The organism is Microvirga sp. RSM25, from assembly GCF_044784385.1.
Lineage (GTDB): Bacteria > Pseudomonadota > Alphaproteobacteria > Rhizobiales > Beijerinckiaceae > Microvirga > Microvirga tunisiensis.
The window spans coordinates 1,466,656-1,486,789 of record NZ_CP173039.1 but is presented as its reverse complement, the minus strand read 5'-3'; the positions used below and the strand labels follow the sequence as shown (position 1 = coordinate 1,486,789).

At 59.1% G+C, this 20,134-nt stretch carries 17 protein-coding genes; 13 read left to right on the top strand and 4 right to left on the bottom strand.

Features of this window, described 5'->3' with window-relative positions:
• Positions 1-6: 6 nt before the first annotated feature.
• The 10 genes from ACD578_RS07155 (at position 7) to ACD578_RS07110 (ending at position 9,120) form a co-directional block, all read left to right on the top strand.
• On the top strand, positions 7-1,083 hold the full coding sequence (locus ACD578_RS07155; protein WP_404292001.1) for a GntR family transcriptional regulator: 1,077 nt from the start codon (positions 7-9) through the stop codon (positions 1,081-1,083).
• Entirely contained in the window at positions 1,080-1,778 is a 699-nt protein-coding gene (locus tag ACD578_RS07150) for a creatininase family protein (protein WP_404292000.1), read from the top strand. Before ACD578_RS07155 ends, ACD578_RS07150 begins: the two co-directional genes overlap by 4 nt.
• The gene (locus ACD578_RS07145) at positions 1,775-2,791 is read left to right on the top strand and encodes a ketopantoate reductase family protein (RefSeq protein ID WP_404291999.1); all 1,017 of its coding nucleotides are present in this window, start codon (positions 1,775-1,777) and stop codon (positions 2,789-2,791) included. Before ACD578_RS07150 ends, ACD578_RS07145 begins: the two co-directional genes overlap by 4 nt.
• On the top strand, positions 2,788-3,543 hold the full coding sequence (locus ACD578_RS07140) for an SDR family NAD(P)-dependent oxidoreductase (RefSeq protein WP_404291998.1): 756 nt from the start codon (positions 2,788-2,790) through the stop codon (positions 3,541-3,543). Before ACD578_RS07145 ends, ACD578_RS07140 begins: the two co-directional genes overlap by 4 nt.
• A gap of 50 nt (positions 3,544-3,593) precedes the next feature.
• Positions 3,594-4,490, top strand: coding sequence for a polysaccharide deacetylase (locus ACD578_RS07135; protein ID WP_404291997.1), 897 nt, complete (start codon positions 3,594-3,596; stop codon positions 4,488-4,490).
• Entirely contained in the window at positions 4,490-5,545 is a 1,056-nt protein-coding gene (locus ACD578_RS07130; protein WP_404291996.1) for a P1 family peptidase, read from the top strand. Before ACD578_RS07135 ends, ACD578_RS07130 begins: the two co-directional genes overlap by 1 nt.
• A gap of 5 nt (positions 5,546-5,550) precedes the next feature.
• Positions 5,551-6,525 carry an isoaspartyl peptidase/L-asparaginase family protein gene (locus ACD578_RS07125; RefSeq protein WP_404291995.1) on the top strand — a complete coding sequence of 325 codons (975 nt, stop codon included), beginning with the start codon at positions 5,551-5,553 and terminating at the stop codon, positions 6,523-6,525.
• Positions 6,526-6,614: 89 nt separating this feature from the next.
• Positions 6,615-7,571 (top strand): cyclase family protein, encoded by a 957-nt coding sequence (locus tag ACD578_RS07120; protein WP_404291994.1) that lies wholly within the window; start codon positions 6,615-6,617, stop codon positions 7,569-7,571.
• A 121-nt stretch (positions 7,572-7,692) separates the two neighbouring features.
• Positions 7,693-8,547 carry an oxidoreductase gene (locus ACD578_RS07115; RefSeq protein ID WP_404291993.1) on the top strand — a complete coding sequence of 285 codons (855 nt, stop codon included), beginning with the start codon at positions 7,693-7,695 and terminating at the stop codon, positions 8,545-8,547.
• A 114-nt stretch (positions 8,548-8,661) separates the two neighbouring features.
• On the top strand, positions 8,662-9,120 hold the full coding sequence (locus ACD578_RS07110) for a YbaK/EbsC family protein (RefSeq protein ID WP_404291992.1): 459 nt from the start codon (positions 8,662-8,664) through the stop codon (positions 9,118-9,120).
• Between the two features lie 114 nt (positions 9,121-9,234).
• Here ACD578_RS07110 and ACD578_RS07105 read toward each other — a convergent pair whose 3' ends face one another.
• The 3 genes from ACD578_RS07105 to ACD578_RS07095 all read right to left on the bottom strand — a co-directional run bounded on the left by ACD578_RS07105 (position 9,235) and on the right by ACD578_RS07095 (position 14,240).
• Positions 9,235-10,815, bottom strand: coding sequence for a calcium-binding protein (locus ACD578_RS07105; protein ID WP_404291991.1), 1,581 nt, complete (start codon positions 10,813-10,815; stop codon positions 9,235-9,237).
• Between the two features lie 282 nt (positions 10,816-11,097).
• Entirely contained in the window at positions 11,098-12,378 is a 1,281-nt protein-coding gene (locus ACD578_RS07100) for an MFS transporter (protein WP_404291990.1), read from the bottom strand.
• A 2-nt stretch (positions 12,379-12,380) separates the two neighbouring features.
• Positions 12,381-14,240, bottom strand: coding sequence for a TonB-dependent siderophore receptor (locus tag ACD578_RS07095; RefSeq protein ID WP_404291989.1), 1,860 nt, complete (start codon positions 14,238-14,240; stop codon positions 12,381-12,383).
• Between the two features lie 660 nt (positions 14,241-14,900).
• Between ACD578_RS07095 and ACD578_RS07090 the strand changes: the two genes are divergently transcribed.
• Both ACD578_RS07090 and ACD578_RS07085 read left to right on the top strand, forming a co-directional pair.
• Positions 14,901-15,476, top strand: coding sequence for a hypothetical protein (locus ACD578_RS07090; protein ID WP_404291988.1), 576 nt, complete (start codon positions 14,901-14,903; stop codon positions 15,474-15,476).
• Positions 15,477-15,489: 13 nt separating this feature from the next.
• On the top strand, positions 15,490-16,155 hold the full coding sequence (locus ACD578_RS07085; RefSeq protein ID WP_404291987.1) for a class I SAM-dependent methyltransferase: 666 nt from the start codon (positions 15,490-15,492) through the stop codon (positions 16,153-16,155).
• Between the two features lie 68 nt (positions 16,156-16,223).
• Here ACD578_RS07085 and ACD578_RS07080 read toward each other — a convergent pair whose 3' ends face one another.
• Entirely contained in the window at positions 16,224-19,334 is a 3,111-nt protein-coding gene (locus ACD578_RS07080; RefSeq protein WP_404291986.1) for an adenylate/guanylate cyclase domain-containing protein, read from the bottom strand.
• Positions 19,335-19,828: 494 nt separating this feature from the next.
• On the opposite strand from ACD578_RS07080, the gene ACD578_RS07075 reads away from it, so the two are divergent.
• Entirely contained in the window at positions 19,829-20,092 is a 264-nt protein-coding gene (locus ACD578_RS07075) for a hypothetical protein (RefSeq protein WP_404291985.1), read from the top strand.
• Positions 20,093-20,134: the final 42 nt, after the last annotated feature.

The window sequence follows — 20,134 nt, the reverse complement described above, 5'->3', positions numbered from 1 at the left end:
AGCGCCTTGCCCAAACCTCAACCAGCATCTGACGCTTATGAAGGCATCCGTTATAGCGACACGGTACAGACGCCCGACGAACGCATTCTTGCCAATCTCGCTGGGGCGCTTGACCGTACTCTTCCGGTGCCGCTTGGCATCCAGCTGCGCGGCCTGATCGAGTTCGGCATTGCTCTCGGCGAGTTGCCCACCGGTCAGCGCTTGCCCTCCGTGCGGGAATTGGCCGAGCGGGCTGGCATTGCGCATATGACCGTCGCGACGGTTTACCGGGAGCTGCGCGAGGCAGGGCTCATCGAGGCGAAGCCGGGTGCTGGCACTTATGTCGGCGACGGACACAACAGCGACGGCCTGCGCTCGTCCGCTATCCGAAAGATCCAGCGTAGAATCGAAATGCTCTTCACTGAGGCCAAGCAACTCGGCCTCGCACCCTCGGTCGTGTCGTCGCTGGTGAATGCGCGCGCCGCTCGGGGGCCGACGCCGACGCGGCCTCTGCGTCTCGTCATGGTGGGCAATTTCGTCGAGACGACCCAGCAATACGCCAACAGGATCCAGGAATATCTGGGCGCCGGCGACACCATCGCGGTGACGACGGTAGACGCCCTGCATGCGGGCGAGACCTTCCCTCTGCACTGCGATATCTGCGTCACCCTCGCTCACCGACGCGGCGAAGTCGAGCACCTCGTTCCCAACGGCATTCCGGTCGTTGGCCTGAGCTTCATTCCGGCGGAAGAGACGCGGGCGCAGCTCGCCATGATCGATCCCATGGCTCGCATCGGCATCGTGTCGATCTTTCCTGAATTCACCGCCCTGATGAAGCCCGGCGTGCTGCGCTTCGCCCCTCACGTTTCCGATGTGGACGTGCGCCTGATTACGGCACCCGACCTGGAGGTGTTTCTGTCTCAGATCGACGTGGCGATCTATGCCAGCGGTGCGGAAGCAACTGTCCGGCAGAAGTTGCCGGAGGATCGCCAAGCCATGGAATTCCGCTACGTGCCGGATCCCCATGCCATTCGCGCCACGCTGCTCCCCGTGATCGAGCGGCTGCGCTCGTCCCTCGTTTCGCAAGAGGAAGTCCCTTCATGAAAATCAGTGAGATGAACTGGCTTCAGGTCGAAGAATATCTGAAGACGGATGATCGCGCCGTCGTCCCGCTCGGCTGTACGGAGCAGCACGCCTACCTCAGCCTGTCCGTCGACAGCATCCTGGCGGAACGCGTAGCTTCGGAAGCAGCCGCGCCGACAGGCGTTCCGGTCTTCCCCGTTCAGGCCTACGGCATCACACCTTATTTCATGGCTTATCCGGGAACCATTTCCCTGAGAGCGGATACTTACCTGCGCATCATCACCGACATCCTCGAGTCCTTGAAACGCACAGGCTTTCGCCGGATCCTCTTCGTCAACGGCCATGGCGGCAACACGCCCGGCCAGACCGCTGCCATCGAATGGATGGGCGAGAACCCGGATTGCCGCGTGAAATTCCATAACTGGTGGAACGCGCCGCGCACGTTCGAGAAGGTGAAGCAAATCGACCCGGTCGCCTCCCATGCTTCCTGGATGGAGAACTTCCCCTGGACCCGTCTGCCCGGAATCGAGCAACCATCTCACCAGAAGCCGATGGTCGATCTGGAGCGCATGCGCACGTTCGGCCCTAAAGGCGTCCGCGAGATCCTGCAGGACGGAAATTTCGGCGGCTACTTCCAGCGCTCCGATGAAGACATGAACGCCATCTGGTCCGTCGCCATCGAAGAAACCCGCGCGCTGATCGAGAACTGGCAATGAACGAGAACACCATTCTGATCTGGGGCGCAGGCGCCATCGGTGGAACCCTCGGCGCCTATCTGGCTCGTGCGGGCGAAGACGTGCGGCTCGTCGACATCGTCGAGCCGCACGTGGAGGCCATGAAGCGGGACGGCCTCTTCCTCGAGGGGCCAGTCGAGACCTTTCAGCAAACGGTCAAGGCCGCGCTGCCCAGCGAGGTCAAGGGCAAGTTCAAGCGCATCATCCTGGCCGTCAAAGCTCACCACACCCGCGATGCCGTACGTGCCTTGAAACCGCATCTGGCTGATAACGGCACCGTTCTCTCCGCTCAGAACGGGCTGAACGAGATCGTCATTGCCGAGGAAGTCGGTGCCGAGCGCACCATCGGCTGCTTCGTCAACTTCGGCGCGGACTGGCTGGAGCCCGGCCGCATTCTTTTCGGAAACCGGGCAGCGGTCGCGGTCGGCGGCCTCGACGGGCAAGCCACGGATGCGGTGCGCGACTATCATCGCCTGCTGTCGATCTTCGAGCCGAAAGCCGTGCTGACCGATAACATCTGGGGCTATCTCTGGGGCAAGCTCGGTTACGGCTCGCTGCTTTTCGCAACGGCGCTGACCAATGCCTCCATGTCCGAGAACCTCGTTTCCGAGCGTCACTTTTCGGTCTATCGCCGCCTTGGGCAGGAAGTGATGGCGGTGGCGAAAGCCCGTGGCGTGAAGCCGTTGGGATTCAACGGCTTCGATCCGGACGCCTTCATGCCGGGTGCGGATGAGACGGCAGCGCACCGCTCCGTCGCCGACATGGCCGAGTTCAACCGGCACACGGCCAAGACCCATTCCGGCATCTGGCGCGATCTCGCCGTGCGCAAGCGTAAGACCGAAGTCGACGCACAGATCGCGATCATTGCCGTCCTCGGAAGGGAGGCAGGCATCCCAACGCCTGCCATCGATAAGCTGGTCGAGCTGATCCACGACATCGAGGACGGGCAGCGCGAACAATCCTGGCCCACCCTCGACGAGATGCTGACGCTATGAATCTGGATTTCACCAATCGCTGCGTTGCCGTGACCGGAGCGGCGCAGGGTATCGGCCGGACCATCGTTCAAGCCCTTGCGGCAGAGGGCGCCCATGTGTGGGCTCTCGACATGGACGATGCCGGCTTGCGCGTCGCTGCGGAAGCGGGAGCCAAAGCGACCCGCACCCTTGATCTTGCGGATCGTGCTGCGGTCGGCCGCGCCTTCGACGAGATGGCGGACAGCCTCGGAGGCATCGACATTCTCGTCAATTGCGCCGGCGGCGTCCGAGGACAAGTGGCAAAACCGATCGAGGAGGTCAGCGAGCAGGATTGGCTTGTTCTCTTCGAGGCCAATGTGCACGGCGCCTTCTGGTGCTCGCAGGCCGTGGCCCCTCACATGAAGCGCCAGACGTTCGGCCGGATCGTCAATATCTCGTCGGGAGCAGGCCTGCGTCCGAGCCTAACCGGCATCCAGGCCTATACGGCCTCGAAGCATGCCCTCGTCGGGCTGACGAAGCAGCTCAGCTTCGAACTAGGTCCTCATGGCATCACCGTCAACAGCGTCGCCCCCGGCTTCGTGCTGTCGAACCCGGCAACGCAGCGCCAGTGGGAGAGCTATGGCCCCGAAGGCCAGGCTCGCCTGGTGGAGAGCATTCATACACGGCGCCTGGGTTATCCGCAGGACATAGCCAATGCCGTCATGTTCCTGGCCTCCGATGCAGCGGCCTGGATCTCCGGACAGATCATCTCCGCGGATGGCGGACGCTCCTGAAGCCAGAACGGGGCGGGCAAATTTTCAAGCAAGGATTTTGAGGAGGAAGCATGGACGATATCAGCAGCCAACCCTGGCGTTGGGACGAGCAGACCTGGCGCGGCAAGGTGGATCACGTGCGCGCCGGCCGCTCCATGAAGCCGGCTAAGTGGAAGAACGGAGCCCGCTGCGCCGTCGCCCTCTCCTTTGATTCCGACCATGAGACGAACGAGCTGCGCGACGGCGGCAAATCCATCGGCCGCATGTCTCAGGGGCAATACGGCAACCGCCAGGGCGTACCGCGCATTCTCAACGCGCTCGCCAAATATGATGCCAAGGCGACCTTCTTCGTCCCTGCCGTCGCCGGCCTCCTCTACGAAGACGAGCAGCGCCGGGTCGTCGCGGAAGGCCACGAGATCGGCATCCACGGCTGGATCCACGAGCTCAACAGCCAGCTACCCTACGAGATCGAACGCGATCTGATGTTCCGCTCGGCGGATGCCCTGGAGCGAATCACGGGCGTGCGTCCCGTCGGCCTGCGAACCCCGTCCTGGGATTTCAGCCCCAGTACGCTGCGCATCGAGCGGGAACTCGGCCTCCTCTACGATTCGTCGCTCATGGCCGACGACGACCCTTACGAATTGCTGGAACAAGGCGAACCCACCGGCATCGTGGAACTTCCCGTGGAATGGATCCGCGACGACGCAGTGTATTTCAACATGCACCGTTTCAACGGCCTGCGCCCGCACACACCGCCGACGGCCGTCTACGACATCTTCTTCCGTGAATTCGAGCGGGCCTACGAGGAAGGCGGTCTCTTCCTGCTCACCATGCATCCGCACGTGACCGGCTACCGCTCGCGCATCTGGATCCTCGAGAAGCTCCTGGAGGAGATCACCCGGCGCTCGGATGTTTGGATCGCGACCCATGCGGAGATCGCCGCCTTCGTGAAGGCGGAATGCCCCTGATGAGCCGCCGTTCCCGTGCCCGGGATGCCGGCTTCGCCTGCGGCAGCCTGCCGGCAGGTACGCTCAACAGCATCGCCGATGTCCCAGGCGTGCGCGTCGGCCATCGGACGCTCGTTGATGGCGACATCCGAACCGGGGTGACCGCCATCGTACCGCATGGCGGTAATCTCTATCGAGAGAAGCCGATTGCCGCCGTTCATGTTCTGAACGGCTTCGGAAAAAGCGCAGGACTGGTGCAGGTAGAGGAGTTGGGCACACTCGAGACGCCTATCCTGCTCACCAACACTCTTTCAGTTGGCACCTGCTGCACCGCGCTTGTGCGCCACGCCGTCGAGAACAATCCGGATATCGGCCGCGAGACCGCGACCGTGAACCCAGTCGTGTTCGAGTGCAATGACGGGTACCTGAACGACATTCAGGCTCTGGCCGTCACGGAAGCGGACGCACGTGCTGCTTTGGAGCGCGCTTCACCTCAGTTCGAGGGCGGTTCCGTGGGTGCCGGCTGCGGGATGAGCACCTTCGGTTTCAAGGGCGGCATCGGTTCGTCCTCCCGTCGACTGGATCTCGATGGGCGAAGCTTTCACCTGGGTGTCCTTGTCCTATCCAATTTTGGCCGCTCGGGCGACCTGCGTCTTCCCGATGGCAGAATCGTTGCGCCTTCAAAAGCCGCTATGGACGAGAAGGCCGCAGAGAAAGGATCAATCATCATTATAGCGGCCACGGACATTCCCCTGAGTGATCGGCAGCTCAAGCGAGTCATTCGCCGCTCCGGTGTCGGTTTGGCGCGACTGGGTGCCTTCTGGGGCCATGGCAGCGGCGACATCGCACTCGGCTTTACCACCGCCAACATCCTGTCTCATGACGAGAAGACTGCTCTCGTGGAGCTCCGCATCCTCAACGAGAATCGCATAGACCTCCTCTTCGAGGCTATGGCCGACGCTACGCAGGAGGCCATTCTCGATGCCCTTGTCGCTGCAGGCTCGATGACAGGTCGTGATGGTCATCACCGTCCGGGCCTCGTCGGCGCACTGAAATCCCTCACAACCGAGACGTGAATCCCATGACCGGCAACAAGACCTCCGACAACGATTTCGCCCTCGCAGTCCATGGCGGGGCTGGCACGATCCTGCGCAGCAAGATGACTCCCGAGCGGGAAGCTGCCTATCATGCGGGCCTGCGCCGTGCGCTCGAGGCCGGGCGCATCGTCCTGGCCGATGACGGCAGCGCGCTCGATGCGGTGTCCGCGGCGGTCATGGCGCTCGAAGACGAACCGCTCTTCAACGCCGGGCGTGGAGCGGTTTATACCTCGGCCGGCAAGCAGGAAATGGATGCTGCCGTCATGGACGGGCGCGACCGCTCGGCTGGGGCCGTCGCCGGGATCTGCGGCCCGCGCAATCCGGTCCTTGCCGCCCGCGCCGTGATGGAGCATTCCGGCCACGTGATCCTCATCGGGGAAAGCGCCCTGCAGTTCTGCCGCAGGCAAGGCCTCGCTTTCGAGGAGCCGTCCTATTTCTACACCGAGCAGCGCTGGAACGCTTTGCAGGAAACGCTTGCCATCCGCGAAAGCGGCGCGGACGACCAGGACGAGTCGCGCAAGCATGGCACGGTCGGCGCGGTGGCCCGCGACAGACATGGCAACCTTGCTGCCGCTACATCCACTGGTGGCATGACCGCTAAATCTCCAGGACGCGTCGGCGACAGTCCCGTAATCGGTGCAGGGACATGGGCTGACAACGAGACCTGCGCCATCTCGGCGACGGGTCACGGCGAGATCTTCATCCGCTATGCGGCTGCCCATGAGATCGCGTCCCGCATGCGCTATGCTGGCCAGTCTCTGGAAGAAGCGGCGCGTGCCGTCGTGATCAACATGCTGGCGCCTGCCGGAGGTTCCGGTGGCGTCATTGCAGTCGACCAAGCCGGCAACGTTTCCCTGCCCTTCAATTGCTCGGGCATGTATCGCGGCGTGGTCAGAGGTGACGGCAGGCTGCTGACTGCGATCTATGACGAGCCACTCATCGATTTCCGGAATGCATAGGGGCGCAGACTGCGGCTGGAGAAATGAGGCATTGAACCGAGGCGGACATGGATGAATGATTGTGCGGTTTAGACAAGGGAGAGCCTACCGTGATCTCGAACTATGCCTCAGCAGCGGCCTTTCTCGCCAGCACTCTCGTCTCATCGTACGCCTTCGCACAACAACCTTCCCAACCGCAGAGCGGGCTCTGGTCCGTTTACGAACAAAGTATCAAGACTGCCAAGCATATCGACCTCACTCACGCCTTCGCACCGGTTCAGCCGGTCTGGCCAGGCTTCGGACACGCGGAGTTCAAGGCGACGACGGCAGGGACCGATATCCCGAATTACGTCGCGAAGGGTGACGAATACACCTATGCCAAGCATGGGTTCGTCGCCACGAGTTATCTGCTCACCACGGATCAGTACGGTACGCAGCTCGATCCGCCGGCCCATTGGGACGAGTACGGTGCAACGATCAGCGACCTTCCGGCGACATATGCAGTCCGTCCGCTTGTGGTAATCCCGATCCATGAAAAAGTGGCTGCGGATCCGGGCTATCACCTCAGTGTGCAGGACATCCAGGATTGGGAGAGCCGGAAGGGGCGAATTCCCGAAGGCGCCGTCGTTATGGTCCGCTCGGACTGGTACAAGGGCTGGAACGACCCGGCCCGATTTGCGAGTAAGCCGCATCCGGGTGTCAGCCTCGATGCTCTCAAGTTCCTGCACCTCGAGCGCAAAATCCTGTTTCATGGGCACGAGCCTCTCGACACGGACACGACACCGACTCTCGAAGGCGAATCCTGGCTTCTGCACAATCACTTCACTCAAGCCGAAGGTGTCGCCAATCTCGACAAGGTCCCCGAGACTGGGGCCCTGATCTCCATCGGCTTCGCCAAGCCTCTCGGCGGCACGGGTGGCTATGCCCGATATGTGGCCATCGCTCCGGCCGACTGGCCGCATGGCGTGACTGTCGCTGAAGCTCCTGGCGCCCCGTTGCCGAAGCAATCGGCTCCCCTGCGCCGCGACGAAAAAGGTGTGATGCGCCCGCAAGCGGGCGCAAAGTGAACTTATGCACGAGAGGGCCGTTCAGCGGCTCTCTCGGCTCTGCCGCCCTGCGCCTATTCCCACTCTTAAAGAAGCGCCTATATTCCTCCCGTCTCGAACCAGCCCTGAAGAGGATTTTCCCATGCCGCTCAACGATAATCCCGTTTGGTTCATCACGGGCTGCTCGACCGGGTTCGGACGGGAACTGGCGCAATTGGTGCTGCGACGGGGCTGGCGCGCCGTGGTGACGGCGCGCAATGCCAGTCGCGTAGAGGACCTAACCCGCGGACATGAGGAGAAGGCGCTGGCCCTGTCGCTCGATGTCACCAAACATGATGACATCGTCGCGGCCGTCAATGAGGCTGAGATACGTTTTGGCGCCATCGACGTGCTCGTGAACAATGCCGGCTATGGGTACCAAGCCTCCATCGAGGAAGGCGACGACGCGGAGATCCGCGCCCAGTTCGAGACGAATGTCTTCGGTCTTGCAGCCATGACCCGCGCAGTGCTTCCCGGTATGCGGGCGCGCCGTCGTGGGCATATCGTCAATATCTCATCGCAGGCCGGCTTCATCGGTTATCCAGGCTCCGGCTACTACGCCGCGACCAAGCATGCGGTGGAGGGCTTGTCAGACGCACTCTCCAAGGAGGTCGCGCCGCTCGGGATCAAGGTAACCTGTGTCGAGCCTGGACCGTTCCGCACCGATTGGGCGGGCCGCTCCCTGCAGCAGCGGCGCCCGACGATTGCCGATTACCAGGACACCGTTGGCGCCCGCCTTGAAACGACGGCGAACTACAGCGGCAAGCAACCCGGCGATCCTGTTCGGGCGGCGGAAGCCATCATCAGGGCCGTCGAGGCGAACGATCCGCCCAAGCATCTGGTTCTCGGCGCCATTGCGCTCGACGGAATCGGGGAGAAGCTCAAGGAAACTCTCGCGGAAGTCGAAGCCTGGGCGGAGACAAGTCGGGGAGCAGATTATCCGGAGAGCGAGCGCTAGAAACACGTTTGCATGATGGACGGGACGGCGGCTATCCTGATCGCATCGTATCGGGCGACCAATTGTGGTATGCCCACCGCCTCCTCCAACTCCCATCAAAGGAGCTTCTCGGCCATGAGCCTCGAATCCGTTCGCACCTTTCTGGCCCAGAACGCACCGGATATCGAGATCATCGAAATGCAGACCAGCACCGCCACCGTGACCCAGGCGGCGGAAGCACATGGCGTAGGGCCCGAAAAAATTGCCAAGACGCTGTCTATGCGCGTGGGAGAGAAAAGCTTTCTCGTCGTCACGAGCGGTACGGCGCGGCTGGATAACCGCAAGGTCAAGGCAACCTTCGGTGGCAAGGCCTCCATGCTGGATGCGGAACAGGTTCAGGCTCTCACCGGGCACCCCGTTGGCGGGGTCTGCCCGTTCGGGTTAGCAACCCCGCTTCCGATCTACTGCGACATCTCCCTGAAAGCCTTCGACGAAGTCGTCCCAGCAGCGGGCTCGATCCACACGGCTGTGCGCATCCATCCTCAACGGATGGCCGATCTCGTCGGCGCCGACTGGGTGGATGTGTGTCAATAGGTCATTCGAGGGAGCGAGAGCATATGATCGCGCAGATCATCGCTCGGCAGACGCGCTCATCGCAGATTGCGAAATTATACCGGAAGGCGTCATAACTACCGCCTAGATTCCAAGCTAGATGATGTAGAAATCTTTTTCGGTAATCGCGAGACCAGCCTTCAACTTGAAAAACAGAATGGCATTGTACTTTGAGCCGGAGCCATCCGCGTCATAGGACAGGTAGCCGTTCTTCCTGTTGTAGACTAGATAGTCGTTCCCATCCTGGGCTTTGCTGCCGATGGTCAAGAAATCCGGTTTCAGCTTTCCTGTCTTGCGTAGCTTTTTGAAAGCGCTGTTCTCCAGGCGGATTGTATCATCCTTCACATTGAAGTCCGTGATCGTATCGACATTGGTCTTCGCATTCAGCACATTCTTGAAAATGAAGATGTCACGTCCCCATCCCGCGGATAAGGTGTCTTTCCCGGCTCCGCCATCGAGAACGTCATTACCGGCGTCGCCGTAAAGCCTGTCGTTGCCATCTCCGCCCTGCAAAGTGTCCGCGTGCATTCCTCCAAAGAGCGTATCGTTGCCGCTCTGCCCGAGCAGTCGGTTGCTTTCGGTGCCGCCATAGAGGCGGTCATGACCGGTGCCACCATCGATCGTGTCCTGTCCCGTGTCCCCATAGAGAAGGTCATTTCCATCCCCACCTGAGAGGAAGTCGTTGCCAATTCCGCCATACAAGACATCCTGCCCGACACCACCATCAATGATATCGTTGCCACCGTCTCCATAGAGCCCGTCGTCTCCATCGAGGCCATAGATCCCGTTGGCACCCAAATTACCGAAGATCTCATTGGAGAGCGCGTTGCCCGTCAGATTGATGGCGAAATAGCCGCCTGAGGCTTTCAAAACTTCAATATTGGCGCTCAACGTGAACGACGTGTGGGCCAAGACGGTATCATGCCCCTGTCCGACGTCCTCCCAGACAATATCGAATGGGCTGTCAACGATATAGAGATCGTCGCCGGCTCCGCCGGTCAAGGTGTCGACACCTCCCTTACCGTCGAGTTCGTCGTTGCCGGAAGTGCCTGCGATCAGGTTCGCGGAGTCACTGCCGATCAGGGACAGGGAACCCGTCCCATCGACAGCGATAAGCTCTTCGATCTCGGCATCGGACGCTATGGCGAAGCTGACACTCGTCAAGACGACGTCGTGGCCCCCTCCGATTGTTTCGAAGACGCGGTCGTCCCTGCTATCGACGATGTAGGTGTCGTTGCCTGATCCACCATCCAGCGTATCTGCGCCGGCCCCGCCATCGAGACGGTCATTCCCGGCATATCCTTCTAGATAATCGCCGTGAGACGAACCCATGATGTGGTCATCGCCTTGCATGACGGCAGCTGCAGCGGCGGCACCTTGCGCGTGGAAACTGGCGAGCATCCCATAGTCGAACAGAACCGGACCGTTCAAACTTCCGTAAGTGAGCCACGGGGCGTCACCTCGCCGGAATTCCAGCTGTGACACCCGCCCTGCGGATTCTGAGACGGCAGGTCCTCCATAGAGGACATCGACAATCATCTGATCGATATTAACCCGGAAGGTTGCCGTCTGCGGCTGGGAGGCGGTTGCGATGCTTATTTCACTTGCGACCAGCGCGAAGAAATCCTGCAACCGAAGTCCTGGCCGCATATCGCTACTGAAGGTGACAACAGCCATCGTCGCAGACCAATAAACCTTCAGGTGCAGGGGCAGCAATGTAGCGGACCAAAAGCGGTTAAGCTCAGCGCAAAACCTACTTCCATCCTAAGTAGAATTAATCGATCGTCGCTGCAGATCGAAATGTAGATCAAAAGAGCATTCCGGATATTTAATCCTAACTCCTCGTCAATGCAACACAGACATCGCTGAGCGCCGCCCTGCGAGAGGCAGTATCACGGATGCGGGTAATCGTCGCATGCTGATATTACGCCATGCCCGCTTTTAGCAGCCAACCACAAATCAGGATCGCTGCGGTAGCGGCTGACGAGGCTGGGAGCTGGTCTCGATCCCTTCCGATGATCCGGACCTTACGGTCAGCAACGCCACCGGTGTGATCGCGAGGATGACGAGAAACGCCGCAAGTCCGAAACAGGCGCTGTAGCCGAAATGCTGAGCGATCCAGCCTGCCCCGATGCCGCCGATCATGCTGACGAGCGCATCCATGCATTGCAGCAGCGTGAAGTCGATCCCAGCCTGGCGTGGATCCGACAGTGCCATGAACTGTGCATAAAGCGCTACGAAACCGAGCGCCATGATGGCGGACGAACTGGCAAGCGCGAAGCCCAGCAGAAGCAATTGAGATGCTCCACCGATCCATGCGGCCGCCGCAAGTCCAGACAGAGTGAGAGCCTGCAGGACGAGCGCGAGGACCATGATCGCTCGTGCTCCCCAAGATCGGACCAGAGCGCCGCCCAGAAGCGCGCAGCCGAAACCGAGGATCATCCCTCCGGCCCCATTGACGACTCCGAGCGAATCCAGATCGAGACCGGAATCGACGAGGAATGGCCCTAGCATCGCCAAGCCCCATTTCTGTGATACGGCATAAAGTGCGGCCAGCGCCAGCCCCTTGCGCATCTCTGTACGCCTCAGTGCGTCACGCAGAGATGGCCTATGAGATCTCGCGTCGACTGGTGTGATCGCAGGCGACAGGACGAAGGGCAGCCCGAGCAGCAAGAGAAGGACCGCCATGACGATCATGGCCTGAATCCAGTCGACTCGCGCAACGAGCACCAGGAAAAGACCTGAACCAATCGCGGAGCCGAGATAGGCCCCGCCCACCTGAGCGGCATTGCCCCAGCCGTGATACCGCTCGGACAGGCTTTCGACGGCATGACCATCGCAAGCGATGTCGACCGTCGAGGCTGCGAAAGCAACCACAATGAATATCGCCATGAGTGGCACAAAACTGCTCGGACCGATCACGGCAGCCAAGACGAAGCAGGCAGCCGAGACCAACCCGCCGATCAGGACGATGGATCGCGACCGGCTCGGACCAGTCGACGGCAGACGATAGCGCTCGATTGCCGGGGCCCAGAGAAACTTCAGCACCCATGGCAGAACCGCGACATAGGTCAATCCGATCTGGTCGAGAGGCAGTCCACGCTCGCGAAGCACACTCGGGAGAGCGCTGAAGGTCACTCCTCCGATGATGCTCTGCCCCACATACAATCCTCCGATCGCAAGGACGATAGCGAGCGGGGTGTCGAGACTGCGAGCGGGCGGCGCTCCTGAGGCCGTCATCGTCACCACCGGTACCGCAGACTTGCGATGACCTTACGGCCCTCGTCGAAGTAGCAGTAGTTGGACGTGCAGACCTGACCGTCCTCGTCGAGAAGGTTCGTGGCATTCACCTGGAAGCGCAATCCCTTAAGGCTCGGATTGATGTTCTCGAGATCATAGCGGATTGCAGCATCGAGATAGGTGCGCGGCTCGTTCTCGATCACGAGTCGGTTGAGGTTGTCGCCGAAGCTGGAGCCGACATAGCGCACGCCGCCGGCAATGCCGAGCCCCCTGACCGGCCCCTCCTGAACGGTGTAATCGAGCCACAGCGATGCCAGATGGTAGGGTACGCTTGTCAGCCGGTTACCCACGGTTTCCGGGGTCAGCTTCTCGATGCGCGCATCGGTATAGGAATAGGATGCCTGGACATTCAGTCCGTCCGTCAGTGAGGCGACACCTTCAAGCTCGAACCCCTGGGACCGGAGATCGAGCTGAACCTGCTGGTTCGTGCCGTCGACGACCTGATAGACTACCGCGTTATCCTGATGAATATCGAAGATGGCGGCACGCAGCGATGCATTGATGCCTGGAAGGTCGTATTTCACGCCAACCTCGACCTGTTCGCCCGTCGTCGGTTCCGCCACGCTGCCTCCCAGGACAGTACCTGGATTGGGCGTGAAGGACGTGCCCCAGCTCAGATAAGGCGCAAGTCCGAAATCAGTCACGTACCCCAAAGCGGCACGCCCCGTGAACTTGGTGTCATCCCGATCGAACTCGAGGCCTGCACTGTCGAACTCGCTCGTCAGCCAGTCATGACGGCCGCCAAGAGTCAGCCGCCAGTTCTGCCACTTGAGTTGGTCCTGAATGTAGATTCCGGTGAGGGTCTGCGTCTGATCTTCCCGATAGGAGAGCACCGGATCGGTCCCGATGGGGACGACGCCGAAACCTTGCTTGGAGACATAGCTCAAGCGACTGACATCCAGACCGGTCAGGATCGTGTGATCGACCGCACCCGTTTTCACGCGGCTTTCGAGATAGGTATCGCTGACGATACCCCAATTGTTCTCGCGAGTGAGGCCCGACCCACCGAAGAAATATTCCTGGTTGATGCCAAGCGCAGAGAACCGCGTGCGCTGGTGCAGGGTGAACGTATCGTTGAAGCGATGCTCAAACTCATAGCCGATCCGGCCCTGCTTCTGACGAAAGTCATTGTATCGCTTGTCGCCGGCAAACACACGGGTGGCGCCAATCGACAGACTGGTGGGATTGCCTGAAGCATCCGTCGCGTAGTTATTGATATAGGCCGCGGTACCACCCGTGGTCGAATCCATGTATTCGCCAAGGATCGTCAGCGTCGTGGCATCGTTCGGCCTCCAGGTAAAGGCCGGCGCGATGAAGATACGGTCGTCCTTGACGGCGTCGATCTCAGTTCCCGCATGGCGCACGAGACCGGTCAGGCGATAGAAGAACGTGTTGTCGGAATTGGCGGGACCTGAAAGATCGAAGTTGCCCTGAAGACGTCCATAGGAGCCGGTTTGAACTTCGACTTCGCGAAAGGGTAGAAAAGTCGGGCGCTTCGAAATCAGATCGATGACGCCGCCGGTGCTGCTTGCGCCATAAATCGAGGCCGCGGGCCCTCTCAGAATCGTAATTCCATCCAGGCCGTAAGGCTCGAGTCGGAACAAGCCATTCGGGCTGTTCACCTGGCGCAAGCCATCACGGAATACCCCGGTATAGGTGACATCGATGCCGCGGATGGTGAATGCGTCGTAACGCGGATCAAAGCCGTAGCTCCCAACCCGGACGCCAGGCGTATAGGATAGTGCGTCGAGCAACGTCTGGGGCTTGCGATCCTCTAGTTGCTCCTGCGTGACCGTCGACATCGACCGAGGCGTCTCGAGAACTGGCGTGTCCGTCTTGGTTGCACTGCGGGTCGACGTGGCGACATAGCCGTCGGCGGTGATGTCCCCCCCTGCCCAGTTTGGCTCCCTTCAACCGTCACCTCCTCAAGCTGAATGGCGCGCGTCTCTGACGTCTGAGCGAACACTTGAGTTGATACAAAAACAAGAGCTGACGATGCCAGCAACGAAAGGAGCAGCTTCACAACAGAAACCTTCATATCACGACGACGGTTTCCGCCTATCAGAACAGTTCTCGTAGAGTCAAATACTATAGTTTTTAATTATTATAATAAAACTATACATTCCTTCGAACTATTCTAACTTATATGAGCATTACTTGCCGAAACATACTCATTCGTTTAGCCGCCAGCGTCCGACGAACTGACGCACATACTTTTTATGCGCTTTTCTCAGCAGAGTTTCGTTCGCACGGCCGTTGAAATTTGAAGTCAAATCACGAACCATTTTCCGCCCAAGCGCAGGGAACGCGGCTTTGAAGCCCCAGCCTCGCATTTAATTGGGATTCAATACTCTTCTACCTCTTAGTAACCATCCATCTAAACTTGACACTGCTTTCGGAGACTGGTGCGATAGGTTTCGCGATGCGCACGGCAACTCTGCATCGGGAAACTGGAGGAACTCATGGGCCGCATCATGAAAGAGGATGATATCTTCATCTCAGGATTGTTCGATCTCATGAACCTTCGCTTCGGTCCTTCCCAAGGTCCGAAGGAAGCATTCGGCGGCATAGACGAGATGGCTGCGCTTCAAAAAGAGTTCCAGATCTTTCAACGCGGACGCTCCCTGCGCGACTGCGTTGCGGTCCTCAATCTCGGAGGTTTCTGGAACGCCCGGGCACGGAACAGATGGCTCACCCTGATTGGTGAGTTGGGTTTGTACGAGTCGGACGAGCCAGGCGTGAATGGCAATGATCGTATCATGAACATGATGATTGAGAATCTGGCGTCGCGCTATCCCCTTCCCGTTCACTTCCAGGCTCATGATTCCCGCAGCGAGGACGGGCGCAGGGTTATCGTGAGGAATGCTCCAACCGGTCTCTTCTATATGACGCAGGACTACATTATCGTATCGATCCCAATGCTCCCCAAAACGGCTGCTCGGGCTGCCAGGCAAACCACGATTGCCGCTCGGAAGGCACCGACGAAGACAACGAAGCCAGCGCCCAAGAGCACGCGAAAAACGCCACGGCGAAGATAGGCCGTCGCTCGGAATGACAAGTTCCCCGCCTGCTGAACTTGATGATGCCTATTGGCAGGTAGCGCAGTATTACACGCAGAAGCTTCGTCGCTATGGCCCGACACCGCTGGGGGTCGACTGGAGCTGCGTTCCGACGCAAGCACTGCGGTTTCGAAAACTTCTCGCGCTCTGCAATTTTGACGTCCCTTTCTCCCTCAATGATATCGGATGCGGGTACGGCGCTCTTCTCGACTACCTCGCGCTCTATCATCCTCAGAGCTCTATCAACTATCTCGGAATCGACCTGTCATCTGCAATGGTTCGCCGTGCAAAAAAACGCTGGGCGGGAGATTTGATCCGGTTCCATCATGGCAGAGAGAGCCCGCGCCAAGCAGATTACAGCATCGCAAGCGGAATTTTCAACGTCATGCTGGATCAGCCGATCCAGGTTTGGGAGCGTCTCATCGAGACGACCTTGTCCCATCTGAGTTCGACCAGCTGCAAGGGCTTCGCCGTAAACTTTGTCCACTTGCCAAACACTGGGGAAAGAGCGAAAGCCGGGCTATATTGTACCGATCCGATGCAATGGATCGACTTCTGCGAAAAGAGCCTTAGCTCCGAAGTCCACCTCATCAATGATTATGGGATGAGCGAGTTTACCCTTCTCATCAGACCCATTCGGACTCTTTCGGGCAATTAACGTCGGCTTCGGCCCTAAGAATCAACCTGACTATCGATTGATATGAATCCGGAAATGCTTTCTTGGGCTCAGGGGCACTTGATCAGGAGCTTGTCCTGACCGGCCTTTAGACGGGGTTCAAGAACCGTTGCACCAGTCAGATCAATCAGCGCCTTGGCCTTCCCGAAAAAGCTTATGGCATCCTGACAGCGTTCATTTCCGAACTGCTCGAGCAGAGCATCGCCGGCGACGATCAGGGCGCGGCATTCGGTGAGACGGGTCGCTCGATTCCGGGACAGGCTGATCGTGCGCTCTGCGGTCAGAAGGGCTTCCCCATATTGGCCCACAAGAGCCTGGCATTCGGCCAAACTGGCCATCATGTCCGGCTCGTAGTCCAAGGCTGCCCTTGCCGCGTGCATGAAGTTCAAACCCTCTTCAAAGCCGTGAATTGCCGCTTGGTTGTCTCCCGCAAGTCCCCGGGCCATCGCCATGCATGCATATGCAAACACCTTCAGGTAAGGCGTACCGTGGCGCTCCGCGAGTTGGCTCACGCGTGTTGCGTGAAATAGAGCCAAATCAGCATCTCCTGATAGCCACGCGAGATCGACATAGCCAAGGTGACTGATGAATTGAACGGTCGGATCGATCAGTCCATCCTCGATTGCAAGCATATGATCGAGCCATGCTCTTCCCTCATCGCTGCGATTGAGATGGATTAGGATCCTCGCTCTCAGGCTGAGTGTCCAATGCTCGACACTGTATCCCAGAAAGCGGTTCTCAAAATCCTGTACATATTGCAGCAGGGACAAGGCGCGATCATTGGCCTTGAGAGCCTCATTGAAGAGACCAGCCCAGCCATAGGCCTGGCTCAGTGACGCATAGAGCGTCGCAGCCCGGCTTTGGTCGGCTGCGCCATCCAATATCGCCAATGCATCCCTGACACGGGCGACATAATGGTCCGCGGCCCCTCCGCTTGCACCGCTGATCCTGGCCTCTACGAAAAGAAGCAGAGGAACCATCGTGTCGTCCGTCTTCTTCGCAATGGCCAGAGCTTCCTGGATGTAGGGAGCGGCATCCTTGGCACCCATTCCCTCGCGCCATCCAAGCCATGCGATCTGAGCGCTCGAGAGGATAAGCAAAGCATTATCTTTCGCAGATGGACTCTGAGCGTGGACGAGACGGTGTACGACCTGCCACTGCCGGATCGCCTGTGCCGGGTGCATCGACCCGATCCACTCCGCCGCTTTGCGGGCGTATTCGGCGGCTTTCGAAAGTATGCCTGCAGCTTCGTAGTGGAAGCTGATGAGGCCCGCCACCTCATCCTGTCGCTCGGCATAGTAGCTTGCCAAGGCCGGAGCGACAAAGGCATGAAGTCTGCTTCTGCGGGCTTTAAGCTGGCTTGAATAGGCCACCTCCTGGATGAGCGGGTGACGAAAGGAATAGTAGCGGCCGTCCGGTCTGTTCTGGTCCTGCAGGAGCTCGACGGCACATAGCCGTAGGAGCGCTGGTTTGATTTCGGCATCCTGCTCCTGCGCACTCACTGCCTCCAAAACCGCATACGGAACCTCTTTTCCGATGACTGACGCCATCTGCAGGAGCGTTCGATCGAAGGACGGAAGCCTGTCAATGCGTTCGCCGATTACGGCCTGAAGCGTCACTGGGAGCGGATTGTCGTCGATCTCGCCTCCAAGGCGATAATCGCCAGGCTTGCCGATAAGGACTTGGCTTTCAACCAATGAATGAATGATCTCTTCGGCAAAGAACGGGTTGCCTCCGGACCGGTCGGCAATTCGACGGCGTATGTCTGCCAGATCTGCATGCGATCCAATGACGGAGGAAATGAATCCATCTATTTGAGCGCCATCAAGGTCCTTCAGCTCCAGGAGATGAAAGCCCTCTCGATCGGTCCAAGGTGCCTGATAGGTGGGCCTGTAGTTGACGATCATCAGGGCGTAAGAGCCGACAATCGAATTCCAGAATGTTTCCAGGAAGGTCTCACTTGCGTCGTCCAGCCAATGGAGGTCCTCCATTACGATGACATACGGATTGGAAGCATGACCACCGACTAACCACGAGAGAATATCCAGAAGTGCCGCATGCCGCATTTTCGGGGTCATTGCCGGCTCTGGACCGCTCTCGGCCACGCCAAGGAAATCGCAGAGGATCGGCAATGCGTTCTCTGGAGAAGAACCTAGTTTCTCCAGGCAGTCTGCGACTTGGCTTCGCGCAGTGGTGGGGTCGTCACCTGGTGAAATCCCGAGCAACAGCCGGACGACTTCGAGAATAGGCTGAATGGGAGCGGCCTTTCCATAAGGCTGAGCCCTGACTTCGATTACCGGGATATGATTTCCCCGGCATCGCTCGGCAAACTCATAGCAAAGTCTTGATTTTCCACTTCCGGCCGAGCCGCAGATCCCAACGACATGGCTTTCACCGCGTAGAGCTGCTTGCAAGGACGATTCGAGGTCCGATATTTCCCGCTCTCGGGCTTGGAAAAGCGTGAGGTTCGAATTTTTGAAAAGCTCCTCGGATGACGACGGCTGCAAACCGATGAGCTCAAAGATACTTATGTCATGAGACAGACCCCGGATGCTGCGGCGCCCAATTAATCGGGCGGAGCAATACCGCTCGACAAGGTGATAGCAATCTTCACTGAGATAGATTGCTCCTGGCTCGGCCAAGGATTGCACTCGGTTGGCGATATGGATGGCGACGCCATAGGCCTCACGTTCGTTGATCGCCCCGACAAGCTTCGTCTCGGAAACGATCAACCCGGAATGCAGACCGATCCGAACAGCTGCCGCTCCGTATGCCTCCCTTGTTTCGGCCTGAATGGCCAATGCAGCCTGACATGCCAGCAAGGCATGCCCCTCTTGGATGTGCGGCGCACCAAAGAGTGCCATTATACCGTCACCCAATGTATGGATGATGGTCCCGCCGAAACGCTCCACCGCTCGCCGCATGAGAGAGACAGCCGGCGCCAGACGCCTCATTGCCTGTTCAGGATCGAGTTTTGAAACAAGTTCAGTCGAAGCAACGATATCTGCAAAGAGGATCGTGACGGGCTTGAACTCTTCCGTACTCTCTGGCTCTGTCGAAGAACTCTCCGATACTGGAGCATCCAGGACAAGAGGTGCCCCACACTGGCTGCAAAACCGTGCATTGTCCGGGCTAGGTTGTGCACAGCGTGGACAATTCATTGCCAACTCTCAGTTCAGCACCGTCCTATTGTGGCAGCAGTTGATTATTTAACGAGATGTTGGAGACACAATGCAAGCTGCGCGTTGATGATTGCCGGGTCCTCAAAGCGCTGTTTTGAACAAATATATAATCTCTGCGAATTATATGTTGTTTCATTGCGCCAAGCTGTTCATCGATTGATTTCAGAAACTCAGCGGAAGACGGGCTTCCGCAAGGATCTGAACCTCCATCTAGAGTTCAGGTTGCTGTTCTTGTCCAAACGGATAAGTAATCGGCTCGCCCTCTGGCAGTAAGGAAGCAATCCCCCGAGACAACCATACGGAAAGCGTCTGTGCGGGATTATTCTCCTTAGCCTTGCATCCGCCCTATTCTCCTCCCACATTGGCGTGGCCTAGGGGTCCGGGCCCCTCTGGCGAGCGGGTCGCCGCTCGCGATGTCGGACACCTCTCTTGCCCTTGCGCCGACGAGCGCTCCCGCAACTGGAGGATCCATCATGGACTACGCGGTTTTTCGGACACGAACGACAAACACCCCTTCCGGTGGCTTCCTGTCCATTCTGGTGAGAATGGTGGCCGTGGCTGCGGCAGGAGTTGCCCTGCTGGCGATGATGCTGATCGGTCTCTTCGTGGTGCTCCCTCTCCTTCTTGCAGGCGGCACGGCCTTGTATTTCTACCTTCGCCGCCGTGTGCGCCGCGCTCGGAACCACTCGCAGGATGATGTGATCGACGCAGAATACACCGTCATCGACCGTCGGTAGCCTTTCGCCTATCAAGCTTGTCCGTCTTGCCTGAGCACATTT